Genomic DNA, 19,123 nt, shown 5'->3' with positions numbered 1-19,123 from the left:
TTATTAATTATTGATTATTAATTATTAATTATTGAACCGCAACCTATGCACGGATTGCTATATTATATCATTGCGACTGGAACGGAGTGACACAAAGCAATCTCATCAATTTCTAGGAACATTTTATATGAGTAAAGTCGAAAACTTCATACTATAACTTATAGTATAATTAGGCATTAAAGTTAGGACATTACTACAAGACGAAAACCTGTTCTACTTATCCTGTCATTGCGAGTGGAATCGAGTCACAAGAAGCAATCTCGTTTAGGATCTATTTTTATTAGGAGTTGAAGTGTTATTGCGACTTAAACAGAGTGAAAGGAAACAATCTCATCAACTGGTATCCATTTTTATTATTCAAGAGGTTCTAACTCTTGCGTTGATTGCCATCCTGGTTGCCAAAGAGAGCGGTCTTTTAGTTGTTTAGCATTTAGCCAAAATCTCACAGTTGAGTCACAGGATGCTACCATTTCAGCAAATACCCATTGACCTTGATTTTTACGATTTACTACTTGGAAATGTCGCCATCCCCAAGTTTTTTGAGTGGCTGTCCATTTAGAACCAAGAAGATAAGGAAATTTTTGTTTTTTTGGCATTTTTAACAAGGAAGAAGGAAATATAATTCTAAGACAAGTCTAACCCCATTTCATTATTTTCATCAAAGCCAAAATGAGAATATAGAGGTTTGCCTTGAGGGGAAGCATGAAGAATAACTTTAGTACAACCAAGAGACTTAAGGTAACCGATGGCTTCTTCCATTAATTTTTTAGCAATTCCTTGACGGCGATAATCTCGTTCAACATAAACTCCCCAAATATAACCCTGTTTTCGATATTCCGGCTTGATAATATTTGGATATAAACCAGCGAATATTTGACAGCTAACTGAACCAACTATTGTATTATTTAGCTCGGCAATAAAAGCTTGATAAAATAGTTGCTGCCGAGCGTTATCAATATATTCTTTTGTGATTTCTAACCAGTTAGATTGAATAGAGTCATCAGGAACGCCAATATCTTGCCACATTAGATAAAGATGTTTGGCAATTAGATAATTTTCTTGTGGGTTTGCTCGTCTAATATTAATATTTTTTCCCATTGAAACTTTCGATAATTTTAGTTCCCAAGCTTATTATTGTAGGAATTTAACTTTGGGCTTATATCCTACTATAGCAATCCCCTGTATATTTGTGTATAAAAATCTTACCGCTTTTAGGGAACAGCGGTGCGACCCCGCGTCGGCGACAGACGCAAGGGAACGCGCACCAAGAGAGGGAACACTTAACTGGGAACAGGTGAGAGTTTCGGTTTTTTTATCTACTTTTTGATTACCCGCAACCTATGCGCGGATTGCTATACATTTTTAGTTAAAAGTACCTACTTGGATACTAACCTCATGTGTATAAAAATCTTACCGCTTTTAGGGAACACTTAACTGGGAACAGGTACGAGTTTCAGTTTTTTTATCTACTTTTTGATTACCCGCAACCTATGCGCGGATTACTATACATTTTTAGTTAAAAGTACCTACTTGGATACTAACCTCAAATTAACTGTTAGAATAAGCTAGTTTTGTTAACCTCAAAAATATACATTAAATATAACAGATATGACTCAGCAATATCAGATTGGTTTAGTTATCTATCCAAATATGACTCAACTTGATATAACTGGACCTTTTCAAGTGTTCTCATTTATTCCCAATGCTCAGGTACTAATACTTTGGAAAAACTTAGAACCTGTTCGCAGTGCTAATGGTTTGACAATTTTGCCTACTCTCACTTTCGAGCAATGTCCAAATTTAGATGTTCTTTGTATTCCTGGAGGTCCAGGTCAAATTGAAATGATGCAGGATGAGGAGGTTTTACAATTTTTACGAGACCAAGGAAAAACAGCCAAGTTTGTTACATCAGTTTGTACCGGTTCTCTAATATTAGCTGCTGCTGGATTACTACAAGGCTACCGAGCTGCTTGCCATTGGGCTTTTCGCGACCAGTTAGCAATGCTAGGAGTTGAAGTAGGAACACAACGAGTTGTTATTGACCGAAACCGAATTACTGGGGGTGGAGTAACTGCTGGTATTGATTTTGGACTGGCGGTTGCGAGTCAGCTTTGTGGGGAAGAAATGGCTAAAACAATTCAATTGTTGTTGGAATACAACCCTGCACCACCTTTTGATGCTGGTTCCCCAGAAGTAGCAGGAGCAGCTTTAGTTGAACAAGTGAAAGATTTAGGGAAACCAATATTAGAAGCATCTTTGGCAGCAACTATAAAAACTGCTTTAGCAATGGGATTTGATGTTTGAATTTTTTTTTACTTCACCTGGTGGGAACTCCCGCGCTCTCCCAAAGGGGAGCGTCGGGATGAAAGCCAGGCTTTATACCTGTGGTTCGTTTGTCTAAACTTCAGGCAAGATTGACTAAGAAACAAAAACATTCAAAACCTTGGAAGATTTACAGATACCAAACCTAATGCGATGCTGCAAAGCCAAATTAGGAGATAACGGTTAATTCTTGCCTAATGGTCAGTTAGCTAAGTCAGGTTTGAATAAGTCTCTACAGCATGCAGCAACTTATCAATTTCTTGAAGTTTTAGAGTATGTAGCCTGGAAACTAGGTAAACGAGTTATCAAAGTAGACCCCAAAAGCACATCTCAATATTGTTGGCAATGTTTGAACAAACTCTTAGAGACTTTGTCACAGCGCTAGCATTCATGTCCTAAGTGTAGTCAGGAGCTAGACCGTGACTATCACTCAGCACTTCTGATACAGAAAATTGGATTATTATCAACACAGGGGGAGGACATCACCTCTGTCAAAACTGCGGTTAGGGTTTCCCTGGCCGAATAATCCCGCGTTGTCGCCTAAGTACAACGCCAGGAGTATGTCAAGTTGACACTAAACCTGCTACTTGCAATGCTTCCCACGCTCTGTTTGAACACTTTTCCGGTGTCAGAGTAGCGATCGCTATCCACTGAATTCCTAAAGGTCCGACTTCTGGATCGTCACTACTGAGATTACTTGGTTTTGGTTCCACTCTGCACTGATAAATAATATTTAAAGTATGAAGTAGCTTCCCTTCTCCTTCAGGAAAAAATTCCTCTGCTATTGTCAGCAGTTGTTCTACCTGAAAATTTGTAATTCCTGTTTCTTCTTTTATCTCCCGCGCTAATCCTTCCATTAATGTCTCTTCTGGTTGCAAACCTCCTCCTGGTAAGTCCCAACAATTAGGTTCTGGGTCTGTCATTTGATGCAGTAACAGCACTTGATCATCTGCCACAAATAATCCTAATACTGCTACTCTTAATCTTACTTCTGATTGCATTTTTCTCAATTAATTCTCAACTCAATTTATTTTCCATAGTAAACATTAGGAGAATACTCCTGTGAATATTAATGTCCAATTTTCACCTTATACTTCTCTAAGAAGAAAGTATAATATTTTTTTATAGTTAATATCAGTTTTTATTTTATTTTATCGCCTTAATAATATAGAAAAATTCTATCATAAAAAAATAAATGAAAAATGATTTATAATAATAAAACTCGTGATCATAGTCACTAATTAATATTGATTATTTAGCTTATATTGAATTTTAGAGGATACAGATACAGATACGTAATTGCATCCAATTAACCTAAATGGGTAATCCAGTTTTTACCCTATTGATATACCAAATTTAGGGATGTCACTATGTTAAATTCAAGTAATAATAAAAGTGTAGGGAGTGAAAATAAAATTACAGCTAGGGGGTGGCCATAATGACTAACTTTGATTGCTTCTACATTTTACTGACAGCTACAATTTACCTGGGACTAATTTATATGGTGTTAAGCTGGATTCCAAATAAAATTAAGAAAACTGGCTAGAATTTTGGGATTAATAGGGTATGGGATCAAGGTAAAGACTTTTTTCTGATAAATGTGAGAAAATAGGGTTGGCGGAGCCTAGCGGCAGCTATATCACCTCTTAACCCAACCCTCTTCAGAAGAGGTAGTTTTTATGAATATTTTTGAGAATACTAAGTAAGGTATCTAAGTTAAAATACTGATTCTTAGATTACTTAATCAAGTTTGGTTCAGCAATTAACAATTAACAATTACCTTTTCTTTTTAAGAAGAAGATTGACTAAAAGGAAAATTTTTTCTTTTCTCTATCCTAAAAGGTTTACCAATCAAAAGTATTGATTGTCTTGAGTTTGTCTTACATTCTGTTCGCGTAGCGTTTCTGAAGGAAAAGGAAAAGGAAATGGAAATGGAAATGGAAATGGAGACCTCAGAATTACACACTCGATGCATTACTTTTTAGCAGCACTAGGATAGCAATTCCCAGGTTTTCGAGATTGCTTCCCTGGTCGCAATGACAATTGTTTAAGATTTCTTATGTGATATATTATTTAAGTTGTTTGAGAATAAATACTTAGCTAAAAATAAAGAAAAATATAGTAAGCATTCAGCTATTAGCAGTCAGCACGAGCGCAATTAGAGCTTAAGGACATTAAATGAATTTAATAGACTTTAAAATCAAGGCAGCCGACTTTTAGTAATATTTAATATCTGGCTCAATAAACCTTTAAACGTGCCCCAAAAAGAATAGCTGACGGCTGAATGCTTACAAAATATAAGGAATTCGCAGATCTGAGTCTATTCAATAGATTAATCAAGTAGAGAATTATTTTTCTGATTTGATATTACTCTTCTAAACCTTAAAATAGTCTTTTAAATCAAGGTTTTCTAGATTAATAGTAATTTTTTCTAATAAGCAAAATATTAATAACTGTAACAAGGGTTGCTTTTTTTGGATGAATAGTATTAATATATAAATAGATTCAAAGATTCAAAAACATTTAACCTGGTTTCAACATGGAATTTGCAACTATAAATTAGTACTTATAAATCCAGATTAAATTAGCTCTTTAGACATCAGGGAGGTGGGCAATGGCCAATGTAACTACAGAACAAACAAATATAGCGATGCAAGTAGTACATAACACTCCTGGGCGTATCCGTTTAAAGGCTTGTAGTAAAAATATTGATATTCCTACCCTCAAAGCAATAGCTCAACAACTACAGCAGCATGAAGGTATCTACGAGGTGAAACTAAATAATAGCACGGGTAGCTTAGTTTTGAGTTTCGATGTCAGGACTATGTCTTTGTCTCGGTTGTGGGAAATATTGAAGGATTTAAACATTGATGAACGCACCCCCGCATTAATATCACCGACGACAGAAGCAGTAGAAAATAAATCATCACAACCTGTAAATCCTACGGCGACATTTACAGCAGATTTAATAAATTCTCTAATTCCTATGACTGCCTGTATGCTGGTTAACCAAAAGTTGGGGATTTCTGGTTGGCGAAGTTTACCAGTTTCCCTAATAACATCAAAGTTGACTAGAGGGGTAATGGAACAGCTAAAACCAGAGTCGGGGGACTTAACGACAGAGAAAAATTTAACTCCCACTGTTGGACCATCATTTCAAGTGCTTCATTCTACCCTAGGACGAGTAAGGTTGCGAGTACCGCAGGTTGGTAATGATGTAGAGTATGCCGAGAGACTAGAACAATTAATTTTAAACACTGATGGAGTGACAAATGTCCTAATTAATCGTTCAGCAGCTTCAGTGGTGATCGCCCATGAACCTCATCTAGATATGCTTCCTCACCTGGCTAAGTTAGTGGAAGAAGCTAACTTAACTACTTCAGTATCTTCACAATAAACTCAAGTAGCATAACTTAAAGAAGCATTACTGGAAATACTCATCACTTAATGTAGGTAAAAGGAGATTTATCATGTCAAGCATACTAAAAACAGTCAAACACACAAATCTATCTACAGTAGCGTTTAGTTTGGGCGCTGTAGTAATAGCACCGATATTAGTTCCTGTAGTTAAACCAGTTGCTAAGGCAACTCTTAAAGGTGGGATAAGACTTTATGAAAAAAGCAAAGCTGCTTTAACTGAAACTGGAGAAATGCTAGAAGACTTGGTAGCTGAAGTCAAAGCCGAAAAAATGACAGCCGCACAATCTGTAAAAGTTAATGTAAAGACTACTGAAGAATAACAAGCATATTGTTGGTAAATCTGTTGGCTACAGGGGATTGGCATCCCCTGTTTTTTTTGTGTTATTACTGTATATAGCGCTACGCGCTAGGGAATAGGGAATAGGGAATAGGGAATAGCACGCTATTAAAGGGTTTCAGGATTCATAAATGTCCTAATCTTTGCTTCGACTGCTGTGAATAATAGATATCTCCAGAAAAGAGGGAGTAGGGGCGATTAACGAATCGCCCCTACGGGAGTAGTGGGAAATAATTAATAATTTCTGTGGGATAATTGATTTAATTTTTTATTATTTGAGATGTCTAATACTAAATTAAGAAATTCTGGCGACAAATATTATCAGTGTTTTGGTAATTCTTTAATAGAAAAGTTGGATATTAAGCTTTTTACATTCTACAAAGACATGGCATACAACTACCTTGAATATGAGATTAATTCTGGCTAAGGTGACACATGTAGTAAATCACGATAAACTATAAAAAATTCAATTGCTAAAAAATAGTCAAAACAATTTATTATGCCAAGAAAAACTAAAAAAATAGCTACCTCTAATTCTGTATCTCAAGAAAATTATCTATCATTTTCTTCTGTTCATGCTAGAATAAATTTTCTTCACGAAAAGCACAAAAAACTTCTGACCCAAATCAAGCGTAAAAAAACTGAATTATCTAACCTTACTCAACAAATACAAACATTGAGTCAAGAAATGTCTCATAAAAGTAGACCTCTTGATGAAAAAATTCATACCTTGGATCGAGAAATTCATAGTATCTTTGAGAAAATTCTAAGTAAGAAACGTTTAGGAAAACGTCAAAAGCAAGAAATTATAGATATCTATCGAACTCTACAATTAACAGGGAGAATTTCTCTCAGACCAGACTATTTTTCTCAATCATCAAATTTTGAAGATGATGTTAGAGACAATTCAGAAGATTCAAAAGACTTTTTTGGAGATGATTATGATGATGATAAAAATGGCTATCAATTCCATGAACAACCAGATATTTCTCAACCACGTCCGAGTAGAGATTTAAGAAAAATTTTCTTAAAATTAGCCGATAAGTTTCATCCTGATAAAGCGACGGACAATGAAACTCGTATTCTCTACACTGAAATAATGAAAGAAATTAATATTGCTTATAAAAGTGGCGATCTGGCTAGGTTACTAGAAATTGAACGGGAGAAAAATCAAGAAAAAGTGAATTTTCAGCAAAATGATAGTGAAAAAGAATGTGAACGTTTAGGCAAAGAAATTGAATTATTATCTCAACAGTATGAACAAGTTAAAGCTGAATTACGAGAGGTAAAAAATACTCCTCAAGGTAATATGGTTAAACAGTATCGGAAAGCAAAGAAAAATGGAGAAGATTTGATGGAAGATTTGTTACAACAAGCAGAGTTTGAGGTAATGTCTTTGAAAAATTTGCGTGATTTTGTTAAGGATTTTAAGAATAAGAAAATTACTTTACAAGAATTTGTTAGAGGCCCTAATGCTATAAATATACATAATATGGAAGATATAGTTAATGAAATGTTTGAAAAGATGTTTATAGTGATAGATTTCTAAGTTAATGAATAATGAATAATTAACAATTAATAATTATCTCTATTTTTTTCATAAAAGGATTGCTTTTGATACATGGTATAACACTACCAAATCAACTACCTTATTATACTAAATTCGTGTATAAAAGCATATTTTTTCTATCGCCCAATCCCTGACTTATAAATGGTTTTAACTTTAAAAAAAACTATCTTATTAAGGCAGCTTCGCAATTATATCATGTCCTGATAATAGGTGATAAAAAAATTTTGTTTGTAGTAGGGCTTTAGCCAGAACTCTAGATAGGGTTGGAGCAATTATACGCACTTTAATTATAATTATTAAACTGGACATAATATTACTTATTCCTTGAATTTAATAATTAAGACAACTATAAGTTAATAATTAACAACTAATAACTAAAATGACAGAATCTATTTCTTGGCAAGAACGCTATCTAAATCTCATTGACTATATTATAGACATTACTCTTCAAGGTAAAATTCGTTCCAAAGAGCAAGTATATCAAATGCTTGTTAAAGAAATTAGCACTGGGACAGGAGAAATATTTGAACGTTGTTTTGATGAACGTTTCCAAACTATTAAAAATCAAGTAGATACAGAAACCGATGAGCTAAAACAAGCAAAAGCTAATCGTCGTTTACGAGCATTAAAAACTATTCAAGGAGAATGGGAAAGATGGGAAAAACAAAATCAAACTCAAGAGGCGATCGCTACATCTGTACAGCAAATTATTAATACGGAAAGTAGGGAACGTCTGACCAGTTTACTTAATGCTATTGACCCCAACCAAAAACAACCCCTTACCCTTAACCAAATACAAAAACTTGGCCAAACTCTACATGACCAAAAACTCCAAACTACTGACTCAGACCTGAAAAAAGATTTGCAGCAGTTTACCAGTGGTATTACTAAAGGTCTGGAAGCTTGGCAACGACTACAACCTTATTTGGTCAGTTGGATATATGACCAAAGTCGGGGGCAAATAGGATTTGGTGGTACTCCCGAACAAAGGGGACCCTGGGTATTATGGTCAAAACAGGTAAATAGGTCTTTTCCAGAGGGTTTATTTAATACTATTGCTTTGGAAAAATCTATTGTAGAATTTGCTAGCAAAGCTAGTATTGAAGCGAGTGATTTAGTTGAGTTGGCAATAATTTTACAATGTTTACAAAGGGGATTAGTAGAATGGTTTGATAAGTTAATTTATGATGCGAAGGTAGGGGCAAAATTATCTATTTCTACTTTTTTGACTTTTGCTGCTATTTGGTGTCAGTTAGCTGATGGTTTTCAGGCTCGACCTAGTTTAAGTAATTCTTGTTTTCAGGTGACATTGCAAATTCTTCGTGCCTTTTCTCAACGAGAATATTTTCCTCTTTATGGTGGAATTTTTGCTTCTTTTTCTGGAGAATATTTACAAAATGCTTTGAGTTATTTAGATGAACCTTTGCAAAGAATTCAAGGTACTCAAGCTAAGGGAAGAATTTTAACTTTATTGGGTTATTCTCAGCAGACTTTAGGGCAATATTTAAGGGCGATGGAATTTCATAAAAAGGCTTTAGAAATTGCCCAAGAAACGGAAGATAAATCCTGTGAAATTGCTAATTTGAATCATTTGAGTCGGACTTGTGTAGCGATGAAGGATTATAGTGAGGCAATTAATTATAGTCAAAGAGCGTTAATGTTTTCCCGACAGGTAGGAGATAAAAGAGGGGAAGCTAATGCTTTAGCTAATTTTGGTTTTAGTGAAGTTTTTCAAGCTAGACAACAAGAAGTTATGGAAACAGAGGTTTATGAAAGTGCGATTAATTATTTACAACAGGGTTTAAAATTGTCAGAAAATTTAGGGGATGGTCAGAGTAAGTCTCTCTGTTTTAGTAGTCTAGGAATTGCATTTATGGTATTAGAAAAACCTGAAGATGCTCTGTTATATTTAGCTGGAGGTTGGCAAGCTGCTCAATATTCTGGAGATTTATATTTGCAAGGTTTGAATTTGGCTTATCTTGCTCAGGCTTACTATAGTTTGCAAAATTTAGAGAAAGCTGTTTTTGCAGGTTGTTTGGGTATGTATCTTTTAGAGCAAATTGGTGCTAATGAATGGCGACAAACTGCTGGTTTAATGGTTGTATTGAAAGGTCAATTGGGAGAAGATTTTAATGAGATTTTAAATCAAAAACGGTCAGAAATTTTGCCAGTTATTGGAGTGGATGGTTATGATTATATTCCTGAACTTTTGGTTAAATATCAAGAGTCGCTTTAGTTTTTTGTGGAGGAACACAGCTAAGGGAGTGGAGTATGTTTTTAATTCTAAATTTAGGGAGAATTAAGCCATTTTTCTCAAGTTCCACTTTAGCTGTGTCAGTTGGCGTAGATCGAAGGTTTGTTGAAGGAGGGGCAATTAAAGCTTGAAAGTATTGATTTACAACAGTTAGTTGCCAACAAAAAAGCTTGATTTTATAAAACGCAGCGATGCTGTACAGCCGTGAGACTCTCCTTGTATTTCCGCTATACTGTCATCTGCTCAATTTTTTTGACTATCAGGTGGAATCCGTTTTGAGTGTAAAGACATCCTATGTGTCACTGTTTGAAGTTAGCCAACTTCCAGGAAGATATCCTATTTTTTGAGCAAAGAGTAGATGTGTGAATATTTCTTTAAGGTTTTGTTTTCCTCTATAAGAGCCTGAAATATTTTTGATAAATATCAGAGTATTTTTAGAGACTGTTTGTAAAAAAAAGCTAAAGATGGCCATGAAGAAGTATTTAAGGTGGGAAAATAAAAAATCAATGATGAGTTTCAAATTAATGTCCCGAAAATCTTATGCCAGCGATCTAAGCGATTCCCTCCGGGACGCTGGCGCGAACGCGAATGGGAACTACTAGGACGTTTTCTACCAAAACCTCAAATAAGAGATTACACTCCAAAAAATTCGTAGGTTTCCTACTTTTGATACTCTGATGGGTTGAGTTATCTTGGTTGTATATACGAACAATTATCATGTCGCAAAATCAGTCAAAACTAAAACTATCAAGTCTTATCAAAGAATATAATGGACTCATAAAAGATGTGTTAAGCAATTTAGATGAGTCAGCTAAAAAATCTTTCAATGAAATACCCTCTATTAAAAATAATTCATTAGAGAAAATAGAAGATATACTTTCCAGAGACAAACTGAAAATAGCATTATATGGAGAGTTTAGCACTGGAAAAAGTACATTGGTTAATGCTTTAATTGATCATATCAGCTTTAAAATTGAAACTGATGACTTAGATGAAAAATTTAAAGTTTATGATGGTTTAATACCAACAGGGCGTACTCAAACTACAAGTTGTGTCCTGAAATTATACCCTCATCCTGAACAGAAGTACAAAATTTGTATTGACTATGGCGAAAAAACTGATGAAGATAGTCTTGATAAGCCTAATGAAGTAAGTGAATTACTAAGAAGTTACGGCACTTTTACAGATTCTGGTAATGATAAAAAAGCAAATCGTATAAGTGTTGGTATTCCTCAAGAAAAAATGGGAGTTTCGTGGGAAATTTATGATTTACCTGGACTTGGCGGAGAGCATGATTCTCATAGAGAAATGGTCGAAGATAATGTTAGAAACTCTGACTGTATAATCTATACATGTTCGATTGATAGAGAACTTTCAGAGAGCGAGCTTTTTAATCTTAAGACCCTCAACCAGATAGCAGGTAGCTATGGAAAAATACTTTTATTTGTTATCACCCAAATAGATAAAGTACCCAATTTCAAGGATAGGCCATTTGATGTTCTTGAAAAGAACAATAGATTACTAAAACAATATTTATCTATTCAAGATAATCCATTCATAGTGTCAGAGTTCATCGGTGTCTCAGCAGGACGATATGCACAGTATCTAAAAGATAAGAATAAGAACAAAAAGTTTCTTCCGGCTTCAGGAATTCAGCAATTGAGAGAAAATATTACTGAACTTCGCACAGATTTTTTCTCTCCAACAAAATATTCACTATATATAAGTAAGAATATTTATCCTCTATTGATGCAAGTAGAACAATACTTGCGAAATATTTATCAAGCAAACCATATAAAATATGAAAACCTCAATAAACAACTTGATTTAGCAAAGAAATCTTTAAGCTCTCTCCAAAGGAATCTGCCAGTCTTAGAGAAAAAACTTCAAGATAATTATGAAAAAGGTTTAAAGACTTTTTTCATTACCTTGGACAGCAGAATAAATTTACTCAAAGAAAGTTTGGACTCAGACTATAAGAAACAAGTTGAGAAGCTTAATCCTTTGAAAAAGAAAGATCTTCAAAAATTGATTGATTTAAACATGGATATTTCTAATAACTGGTTACAAGAAAGCAATGGTGATTTTCAGCGTGCTTATAATTATCATAGAGAAGAAGCCAATGATATCTTCAAAGAAAGCTTAATTACTACATTAGAAGTTCCTGATTTATCTATTTCTTTTGTATCTACCGAAGTGTACTCAGATGAGAAGAGTAGTGATGATATATTGAAGTATATACGTGAAAAAATTGAAAATGAAACAAATTTTGTAAATGCTGCATATACATCTGTCGAGAGATTAGCTTCTCTTGTTGGAACTCTGGGATCATTTGGAGTTAGTGCTGCATCCCTAGCATTTGAAGTAGGACTCTTTGGGGGAGCAGCAACTTCAACAGTAGGAGCTGGTACGGTAGTAGCATCAGCAGGTGGTGCGGCAGCAACAGGAGGTACAGCTGGTCTAGTAGCAGCAGGAGGTACAACTGGTGTAGCAGCAGGAGCAACCCCTTTCGCTATTTTGCTAGCAAATCCTCTTACTCTCCCAGCAACAGGAGCAGTTGCAGTTGTTAGTTTAGGTATTTTAGGTTACAGAAGCCACTTAAAAGGTATAGCTCGAATTGAAGATGCTAGAGAAGTAATGGTAAAAGAAATAGATAAGCACGTTGCAAGAACAAAGGAAACAATTCGTTTTATACATGAAGCATCTACTAAGGAGTATTGTTTAACACTCTTAAATCTCTGCACACAAGATATTTTTTCAGCAAATACATTTATTACCAGTCTTGAAACAAGGATTGATTCAGATAATTCTTTGATAGCTAAAAATCTAAAGTTCAGCTCAGAAGCACAAGAAAAGTTAAAGAACCTTCGTCATACTTCAGATAAATTAAAGAATGAACTTGATTTGTTTCTGGATCAAAGTAACTCAAAACTTTTCTTAAGAAATGAGTCTTAGCATTTCCATCAAATTAAATTCCAACCTTAAAATCGCAGAAAACAGAGGTAATCAAACAATGCAAACTTTTAACTATTTTAATGAAATTCCCAAACCCCAAATTATTATTGAGGAAATTATCGCCTATTTTCTATTAAGTGTCACCCCACTAATAGCGACAAAACCTACTAAGAGAACGTGAGGATAAATCATACTACTAGCACTGCCAATAGTAATTAACAAAAATTGCCACAGACGAGAACGAGATGTTGCTTTTTCAGCATTACTCCAAACATTATAATTTTCCTGCGAATCAACTATAATTTTATCATTTTATACGCTTAGTTCAGTTCTGGAGTAATAGATATGATTATTCTAATTATACGAGAGCGCGTTGTTTTTTGTCCATTTGCTCTCGCAACGCCCTATAGCAACGTAAGGAGTGTAGTGATGGGAGGATATCAATCATGGTTTACCACTGCCTCTCCAATATTTTTTGTTAGAAAGATAGCTTTTTTTTTATAGAATGATTATTATGATCATAAAGTATCTATTCGAGATTGTCTGCTGGTGAACAAAACTAACGATCGCTTTGAAGTTATAATTGTTGGGGCTGGGGCTGCTGGAATTGGCTGTGGCGTAGTCTTAAAAGATTTAGGAATTGAAAATTTTGTCATTTTAGAACGACATCAAATAGGGGCTTCTTTTAGCCTTTGGCCAGAAGAAATGGGATTCATTACGCCTTCATTTCCCAGTCATGGTTTTGGATTGCTGGATCTCAACGCAGTAGTTTTAAATACTTCTCCTGCCCTCAGTTTTAGAAAAGAACATCTTTCGGGAAAAGAATATGCTTTGTATCTAGAGACTGTGGCAGACCATTTTCAACTGCCTGTAAAAACAGAGACAAATGTGAAAACTCTTGCACCTTTACCTCAAGGGCAAGGCTTTGTCTTGGAAACTTCTAAAGGCGAGTTGCGAACACAGTTTGTTATTTGGGCAGCAGGAGAGTATCAATATCCCAATCTTAATCCTTTTCCAGGGGCAGAATTGTGTATTCATAATTCCAAAATACGTTCTTGGAGAGACCTTGAGGGGGACGAATTTGTAGTTGTCGGAGGCTATGAAAGCGGTGTAGATGCAGCGTCAGTTTTGGCAGCATTAGGGAAAAAAGTAAAGTTAATTGATCGCCAGAGTAGCTGGTTAAACTTAGACTCAGATCCTAGTGTTTCTCTGTCTCCTTATAGTCTAAAACGTTTAGAAGTAGCTTATTCTATGGGTAGGATCGAACTAATTGGAGACAAACAGATTGAAGCAGTCAAAGCAGAAAAAGAAGGATATGTGCTGGAGAGCGAGTATGAACAGTGGTTTAGTTCTACACCGCCAATTCTCTGTACGGGGTTTAATAGCAGTTTAGAACAAATCGCACCTCTATTTGACTGGTCAAATGGCTATGCAGCCCTGACTCAAGAAGATGAGTCTACCCTAACTCCAGGATTATTTGTCGTCGGTCCTTCAGTGCGTCACGGCAATCTCATTTTTTGTTTCATTTATAAATTTAGGCAGCGATTTGCTGTGGTAGGAAATGCGCTCGCTCAACGTCTGGGAATCGATCCTACTCCATTGGAAGTCTATCGCCAACAAGGTTTGTTCTTAGATGACCTTTCTTGCTGTAATGACGATTGTGTTTGTTGAAAAATAAGATGAATATTTTTACGCCCTCAAAATTAGAGCGCGGTTGTATTGTGGTTATTGGTAAAGAGAGTACGGGCAAATCCCAACTGATTGCAGCTCTTACAGGACAGACTCCCTATAGTGCCAATTTTCGCGGTTCTACAGTGACTTGTGATACTTATCAATCTGAAGCCTGTACCTTTATCGATACTCCTGGAATTCTCTATCGTTCCGACAGCGTAACTACTAAGAAAGCTTTAAGAGAGCTAGAAGAAAATGACACCGTACTATTGATAGTCAAGGCAACCGACGTAGATCGAGATTTAGCAGATCTACTGCCTTTAGTAGCAGATAAAAGGGGCATTGTGGCGATTACTTTCTGGGATAAGGTATTATCGACGGTTCATACTCAACAAGTGCTTCGGGAATGGACAGAAACTTCTAACCTGAGCATTGTCACTGTAGATGCTCGCCACCTCACAATAGAACAAAAAGACTATATTTTGGCTTCTCTGCAAGAACCTCATCCTTTTCCCGCGCAATGGATTCCTACAAGGGCTGGCTGGTATATTGAACCACACCCGACACTGTTAGAACATCCTCGACTAGGTTGGTTATTGGCGATCGCCCTATTACTTATTCCTGCCATTATTGCTGTCTGGGGTGCTAACTCCTTTGCGACTTTAGCAGATCCTATAGTTCAAAGTGCGATATCTCCCATTATTCAACCTTTATCCCAACTCCCAATCTGGTTAAGAGAAATACTGATAGGTCAGTATGGACTGATAACTATGAGTCCGTTGCTGTTTATTTGGGCGATGCCTACAGTAATTCTCTATGCCCTATTCTTGGGCGCATATAAAGCTAGTGGGTTAATAGAACGAATTACCATTACTCTCAATCCTTTACTCCGTCCGTTTGGGTTGTCGGGACGGGATTTAGTGCGAGTAATTATGGGTATGGGGTGCAATGTTCCTGCGGTGATTAGTACCCGTGCTTGTTCTAGTTGTTCTAGGGGAACTTGTATTTCGGCGATCGCTTTTGGTTCCGCTTGTTCTTATCAGTTGGGGGCAACTTTAGGGGTGTTTAGTGCGGCTTCGTTACCTTACTTGATAATTCCTTACCTGCTGTATCTAACCGCAACCACCTTGATATATACCTACATGATTTCTTCCCCTACAGCTAAATCGAATCAGAATCCCCTATTAATCGAAGGAAGAGCATTTTTAGAATTTCCTCATTTGTTAGTAATTTGGCGGGAAGCTAAGTCAACTATTAATCAATTTTTGTTCAATGCAATTCCCATCTTTTTAGTTATTACCGTTATTGCTTCTGTGTTGAATTGGTTAGGAATTATTCCAGCTTTAGCCAATATTATTAACCCTTTAATGGGATGGTTTAATTTACCCCCTGAAGCCTCATTGCCTATTATTTTAGCTTCTATTCGCAAAGATGGACTGCTATTATTTGCCGAACCAGAAACCTTGGCTATGTTAACTCCATTGCAGGTTTTGACTGGGGTGTATCTAGCAGGAGTATTGCTACCTTGTTTAGTTACTCTGTTAACTATTGCACGAGAACAGTCTCTTCGATTTGCCTTATTGCTGTTAAGCAGACAGGCGATCGCGGCGATCGTTTTTTCTTTATTTCTTGCTTGGGGCGGATTATTAATTAATTAAAGGTCAAAAAAAAACATTTGGCCTAAAAGTCGTTTATGGTGATGGCCTGAACCTGACACAATTGTAAATAAATAAGTAGATAGATTGAGTGATGGGATTGCTACATATAGTAGCAATTGAAATTCAGAAAATCTTTATAATCTGCCTCTTGAGTCTCACGTTACGTCATCCTTTAGCATTTAGTCATCAACCGTAATTTCCTGGGAAATTTGAGTCGAGGCAACCTATGCCAAAGTTATTACAAATCGGGGAGTTGGCAAAACAAACCGGACTATCCATTCGGACTTTAAGGTACTACGACGAAATTGGTTTGCTGGTGCCCTCGCACCGTACAGAAGCAGAGTATCGACTGTATAGCGAAGCAGACATTGCACGACTCCAGCACATTTTGTCGTTGAGGCAGTTGGGTTTTGCCCTCAAAGAAATTCGCGAGTGTCTAGAGAATCCTGCCTTTTCCCTACCAAATGTAATCAATCTGCATTTGGCGCGACTCCAAGAGCAGATAGTTGTATCGCAGTCGCTCTTTACCAAGCTCAGTACCCTAGCCCAACAACTCCAAACCTCTCAAACTATTGCGGTTGACGATCTCTTACAGATAATGGAGAACCTTACCATGACTCAACAATATTTGACCCAAGAACAACATGATTTGCTCGAAGCTCGATTGAAGGGGAGCAATGAGGGGCAAACCAAGTGGCTATTAGATCAGGCGCGATCGCACATGGCCCAAGGTCGTGATTTCAATGATCCAGAGGTGCGGCTCATGGCATTTCAGTTTCGTAACGGCCTCTATGGATTAGTGGGTGGTGATCTGCAACTCTATGAAGCGCTTATGCAGGTCTATCAGAAAGAGGGAGCTGAAGTTGCTTCCTTGGGTACCTTAGATGCCCCCACATTTGACTATATTCTCAAGGCGATGGCGATACTGTCAGTGCGGGAAGACATGGTAGAGTTTTCGTTGGATCCCTTGACTCCGGAAAGCCGTGAAGTGTTGATTCAAGGTCAGGAATGTATGCAGGAGCTACACCTCAACTTCTTCGGTACAGAAGGGCTACTTTTAGGGCTGCTGGCTGTCGAAACATCCTCAGCAGCACAAGCCCTGAACAACCAGGGAGTGGATTTCGTTATTGCCCAAAATCTCATCCGAAAGTTGTTAGCTAAACACAAGGTTTCTGACACAAAAATTTCCTCTCATATGAAAAATCTCATCCGAAAATTGTCAGCTAAATATACCGTTAAATTACCAAAAATTTCCTCTGATACAAAAATCCCCCCAGAAATTCCCTTTACACCCCGTGCCCACCGTGTCATGGAGCTAGCGACTGAACAGGCAAAACAGCAAGGTCACGCTCGGATAACCCCCCAACATCTGTTACTCGGTCTTTTGCGAGAAAGTGAGATGGGTGGTGAGACAGGTGGCGGTTTGGCCATGCACGTCCTACAAGAGTGCGGAGTAGACTGCCAGAAGCTGAAGCAGCAGCTTAACAGTGTCTGAGGAGAAAGACGGTCTAACCCATAAGGCTCTATAGGCGTTTCAGGGACCTATGAGGTGGCAAAAGCTCCGAATCCCTTGAAGCAGAAGCATTCTGAGCGAGGATATCACGGATATGTGAAACGCAGTTTTTGTAAACCTTTCAGCAATGGCCTCCCTGAAACCCATCACGAGCTATATATATGTAAAGGTGACTTACTCTATCACATGGCGGTGACGGTCACAACCCGACGGGGAGGGTCCACATAATCCACAGCGTGAATACTCAAACGCGCTTGGCAGTGAGGACAGGTGTGGGTTATGGTGGCTTCGTAGTAGTCGATCTCGTCGGGATCTAGATTCAGTGTCGGCACAATATGGGGCACAGAAATGTAATGAAGTTCAAAGATTTGATTGCATGCAGGGCATTCTTGGTGCGTCATCGTTGGTGGCTTACTTAAAATAGTATGCTTTTTAACATATTATATCGTATAATATCGTTATTCTTTGATTCAGTCAATGCTCCTATATCTTTTCTAGCTGTTATTTGTTCTAGAGAAATGTCCCAATTTCAAGCGATCGCCTTACTCCTTCTACTTCCCACCCTCCCCACACTTCCTTGACGCACTACCGAAAAAACATAGCCCGATCAGGGCTATACAATTAAACTACCGCCACTTTCACGTCAATATTACCAGCAATCGCTTTTGAGTACGGACAGAGTTGATGGGCTTGAGCAACGACCTGCTCCGATGTTTCACGCTCTGAGTTTGGCATTTCCACTTTTAACTCAGTAGCAAGCTTATATCCACCATCTGCTGGATCTCTGCCAAGAGTGACCTGTGCCGTCACCGTGGCCTTAGACGCATCGACCCGCATCTTTCTGGCAACCAAAGCCAGTGCTCCATGAAAACAGGCGGCGTATCCAGCAGCAAACAGTTGTTCTGGATTGGTTCCTTGACCCCGACCACCAAGCTCTTCAGGCATCGCCAGTTCTACGGCTAATAATCCATCCTCACTTTCCGCATGACCTGACATCCGGGCGTGTTCTTCTTGCCCCGGTGTTACTGTTACCACAGCCGTATACAAAGACTTCATTTCAGCCCCTTCGTATGGCTGTTCTAATTGTTGCATCAGTTTCTCTGTATCAGGGTTCATAATTCTTCGCTTTTCCCAACAATACTTCAAGTACCATAATACTACGGGTCGGGGCAAAATTCGTGTAAAATTATGCCACATTTCCTGAAAGCTTTGTTATAAGTGAGCTTCAGCCAAACAAGAGTCACTTGTCGGTAAAAAAGAAAATCTCTTTCTATCGGAGTTAATTGTGAAGACTCATAACCTTCCACAATAGCAATAGGATCATTTTCCCATAAAGAAGAATTATCCCAAGATTGTTCTACCATAATCAGTCCAAAATCCGCTCCTTTTTGAGCTGTCTACAATGAAAACCTTGTACTTTTTC

Annotated in this window: 17 protein-coding genes; 12 read left to right on the top strand and 5 right to left on the bottom strand. The window is 37.2% G+C overall.

Annotated elements, in window-relative coordinates; genetic code table 11:
* Nucleotides 1-353 precede the first annotated feature (353 nt).
* The gene (locus tag ACP6PM_RS31710; protein ID WP_293110744.1) at nt 354-596 is read right to left on the bottom strand and encodes a TIGR02450 family Trp-rich protein; all 243 of its coding nucleotides are present in this window, start codon (nt 594-596) and stop codon (nt 354-356) included.
* A gap of 28 nt (nt 597-624) precedes the next feature.
* The gene (locus tag ACP6PM_RS31705) at nt 625-1,098 is read right to left on the bottom strand and encodes a GNAT family N-acetyltransferase (protein WP_426590850.1); all 474 of its coding nucleotides are present in this window, start codon (nt 1,096-1,098) and stop codon (nt 625-627) included.
* 510 nt (nt 1,099-1,608) lie between these two features.
* Between ACP6PM_RS31705 and ACP6PM_RS31700 the strand changes: the two genes are divergently transcribed.
* Entirely contained in the window at nt 1,609-2,304 is a 696-nt protein-coding gene (locus ACP6PM_RS31700; protein ID WP_426590849.1) for a DJ-1/PfpI family protein, read from the top strand.
* A 208-nt stretch (nt 2,305-2,512) separates the two neighbouring features.
* Complete coding sequence (locus tag ACP6PM_RS31695; RefSeq protein ID WP_426590848.1) at nt 2,513-2,707, top strand: zinc ribbon domain-containing protein; 195 nt, start codon at nt 2,513-2,515, stop codon at nt 2,705-2,707.
* Nucleotides 2,708-2,885: 178 nt separating this feature from the next.
* Here the strand turns inward: ACP6PM_RS31695 and ACP6PM_RS31690 are convergent, their stop codons facing one another.
* Nucleotides 2,886-3,323: an NUDIX domain-containing protein gene (locus ACP6PM_RS31690; protein ID WP_426590847.1), complete on the bottom strand. Its 438-nt coding sequence runs from the start codon at nt 3,321-3,323 to the stop codon at nt 2,886-2,888.
* Between the two features lie 1,613 nt (nt 3,324-4,936).
* On the opposite strand from ACP6PM_RS31690, the gene ACP6PM_RS31685 reads away from it, so the two are divergent.
* From ACP6PM_RS31685 to ACP6PM_RS31640, 10 genes are all read left to right on the top strand, one after another.
* Nucleotides 4,937-5,719, top strand: a complete 783-nt coding sequence (locus ACP6PM_RS31685; RefSeq protein ID WP_426590846.1) for an HMA2 domain-containing protein — start codon at nt 4,937-4,939, stop codon at nt 5,717-5,719.
* Nucleotides 5,720-5,792: 73 nt separating this feature from the next.
* Nucleotides 5,793-6,062 carry a DUF5132 domain-containing protein gene (locus ACP6PM_RS31680; RefSeq protein ID WP_426590845.1) on the top strand — a complete coding sequence of 90 codons (270 nt, stop codon included), beginning with the start codon at nt 5,793-5,795 and terminating at the stop codon, nt 6,060-6,062.
* Between the two features lie 297 nt (nt 6,063-6,359).
* Nucleotides 6,360-6,506 carry a hypothetical protein gene (locus tag ACP6PM_RS31675; protein ID WP_426590844.1) on the top strand — a complete coding sequence of 49 codons (147 nt, stop codon included), beginning with the start codon at nt 6,360-6,362 and terminating at the stop codon, nt 6,504-6,506.
* 72 nt (nt 6,507-6,578) lie between these two features.
* Nucleotides 6,579-7,628: a J domain-containing protein gene (locus ACP6PM_RS31670; RefSeq protein ID WP_426590843.1), complete on the top strand. Its 1,050-nt coding sequence runs from the start codon at nt 6,579-6,581 to the stop codon at nt 7,626-7,628.
* Nucleotides 7,629-8,028: 400 nt separating this feature from the next.
* Nucleotides 8,029-9,885 carry a tetratricopeptide repeat protein gene (locus tag ACP6PM_RS31665; RefSeq protein WP_426590842.1) on the top strand — a complete coding sequence of 619 codons (1,857 nt, stop codon included), beginning with the start codon at nt 8,029-8,031 and terminating at the stop codon, nt 9,883-9,885.
* Nucleotides 9,886-10,620: 735 nt separating this feature from the next.
* Nucleotides 10,621-12,858 carry a dynamin family protein gene (locus ACP6PM_RS31660; protein WP_426590841.1) on the top strand — a complete coding sequence of 746 codons (2,238 nt, stop codon included), beginning with the start codon at nt 10,621-10,623 and terminating at the stop codon, nt 12,856-12,858.
* 58 nt (nt 12,859-12,916) lie between these two features.
* Nucleotides 12,917-13,039 carry a hypothetical protein gene (locus tag ACP6PM_RS31655; RefSeq protein ID WP_426590840.1) on the top strand — a complete coding sequence of 41 codons (123 nt, stop codon included), beginning with the start codon at nt 12,917-12,919 and terminating at the stop codon, nt 13,037-13,039.
* A 368-nt stretch (nt 13,040-13,407) separates the two neighbouring features.
* Nucleotides 13,408-14,529, top strand: a complete 1,122-nt coding sequence (locus tag ACP6PM_RS31650; RefSeq protein WP_426590839.1) for an NAD(P)/FAD-dependent oxidoreductase — start codon at nt 13,408-13,410, stop codon at nt 14,527-14,529.
* Between the two features lie 8 nt (nt 14,530-14,537).
* The gene (locus ACP6PM_RS31645; RefSeq protein WP_426590838.1) at nt 14,538-16,187 is read left to right on the top strand and encodes a nucleoside recognition domain-containing protein; all 1,650 of its coding nucleotides are present in this window, start codon (nt 14,538-14,540) and stop codon (nt 16,185-16,187) included.
* A gap of 226 nt (nt 16,188-16,413) precedes the next feature.
* The gene (locus ACP6PM_RS31640) at nt 16,414-17,682 is read left to right on the top strand and encodes a Clp protease N-terminal domain-containing protein (RefSeq protein WP_426590837.1); all 1,269 of its coding nucleotides are present in this window, start codon (nt 16,414-16,416) and stop codon (nt 17,680-17,682) included.
* A 639-nt stretch (nt 17,683-18,321) separates the two neighbouring features.
* Here the strand turns inward: ACP6PM_RS31640 and ACP6PM_RS31635 are convergent.
* Together ACP6PM_RS31635 and ACP6PM_RS31630 are read right to left on the bottom strand one after the other, a co-directional pair.
* On the bottom strand, nt 18,322-18,816 hold the full coding sequence (locus ACP6PM_RS31635; RefSeq protein WP_426590836.1) for an organic hydroperoxide resistance protein: 495 nt from the start codon (nt 18,814-18,816) through the stop codon (nt 18,322-18,324).
* Nucleotides 18,817-18,857: 41 nt separating this feature from the next.
* Nucleotides 18,858-19,064 (bottom strand): hypothetical protein, encoded by a 207-nt coding sequence (locus ACP6PM_RS31630; protein WP_426590835.1) that lies wholly within the window; start codon nt 19,062-19,064, stop codon nt 18,858-18,860.
* Nucleotides 19,065-19,123 lie beyond the last annotated feature (59 nt).

The sequence above is a fragment of the Dapis brunnea BLCC-M229 genome (assembly GCF_050015995.1).
Classification (GTDB): domain Bacteria; phylum Cyanobacteriota; class Cyanobacteriia; order Cyanobacteriales; family Microcoleaceae; genus Trichodesmium.
This window is presented reverse-complemented; position numbering and strand designations above follow the sequence as displayed.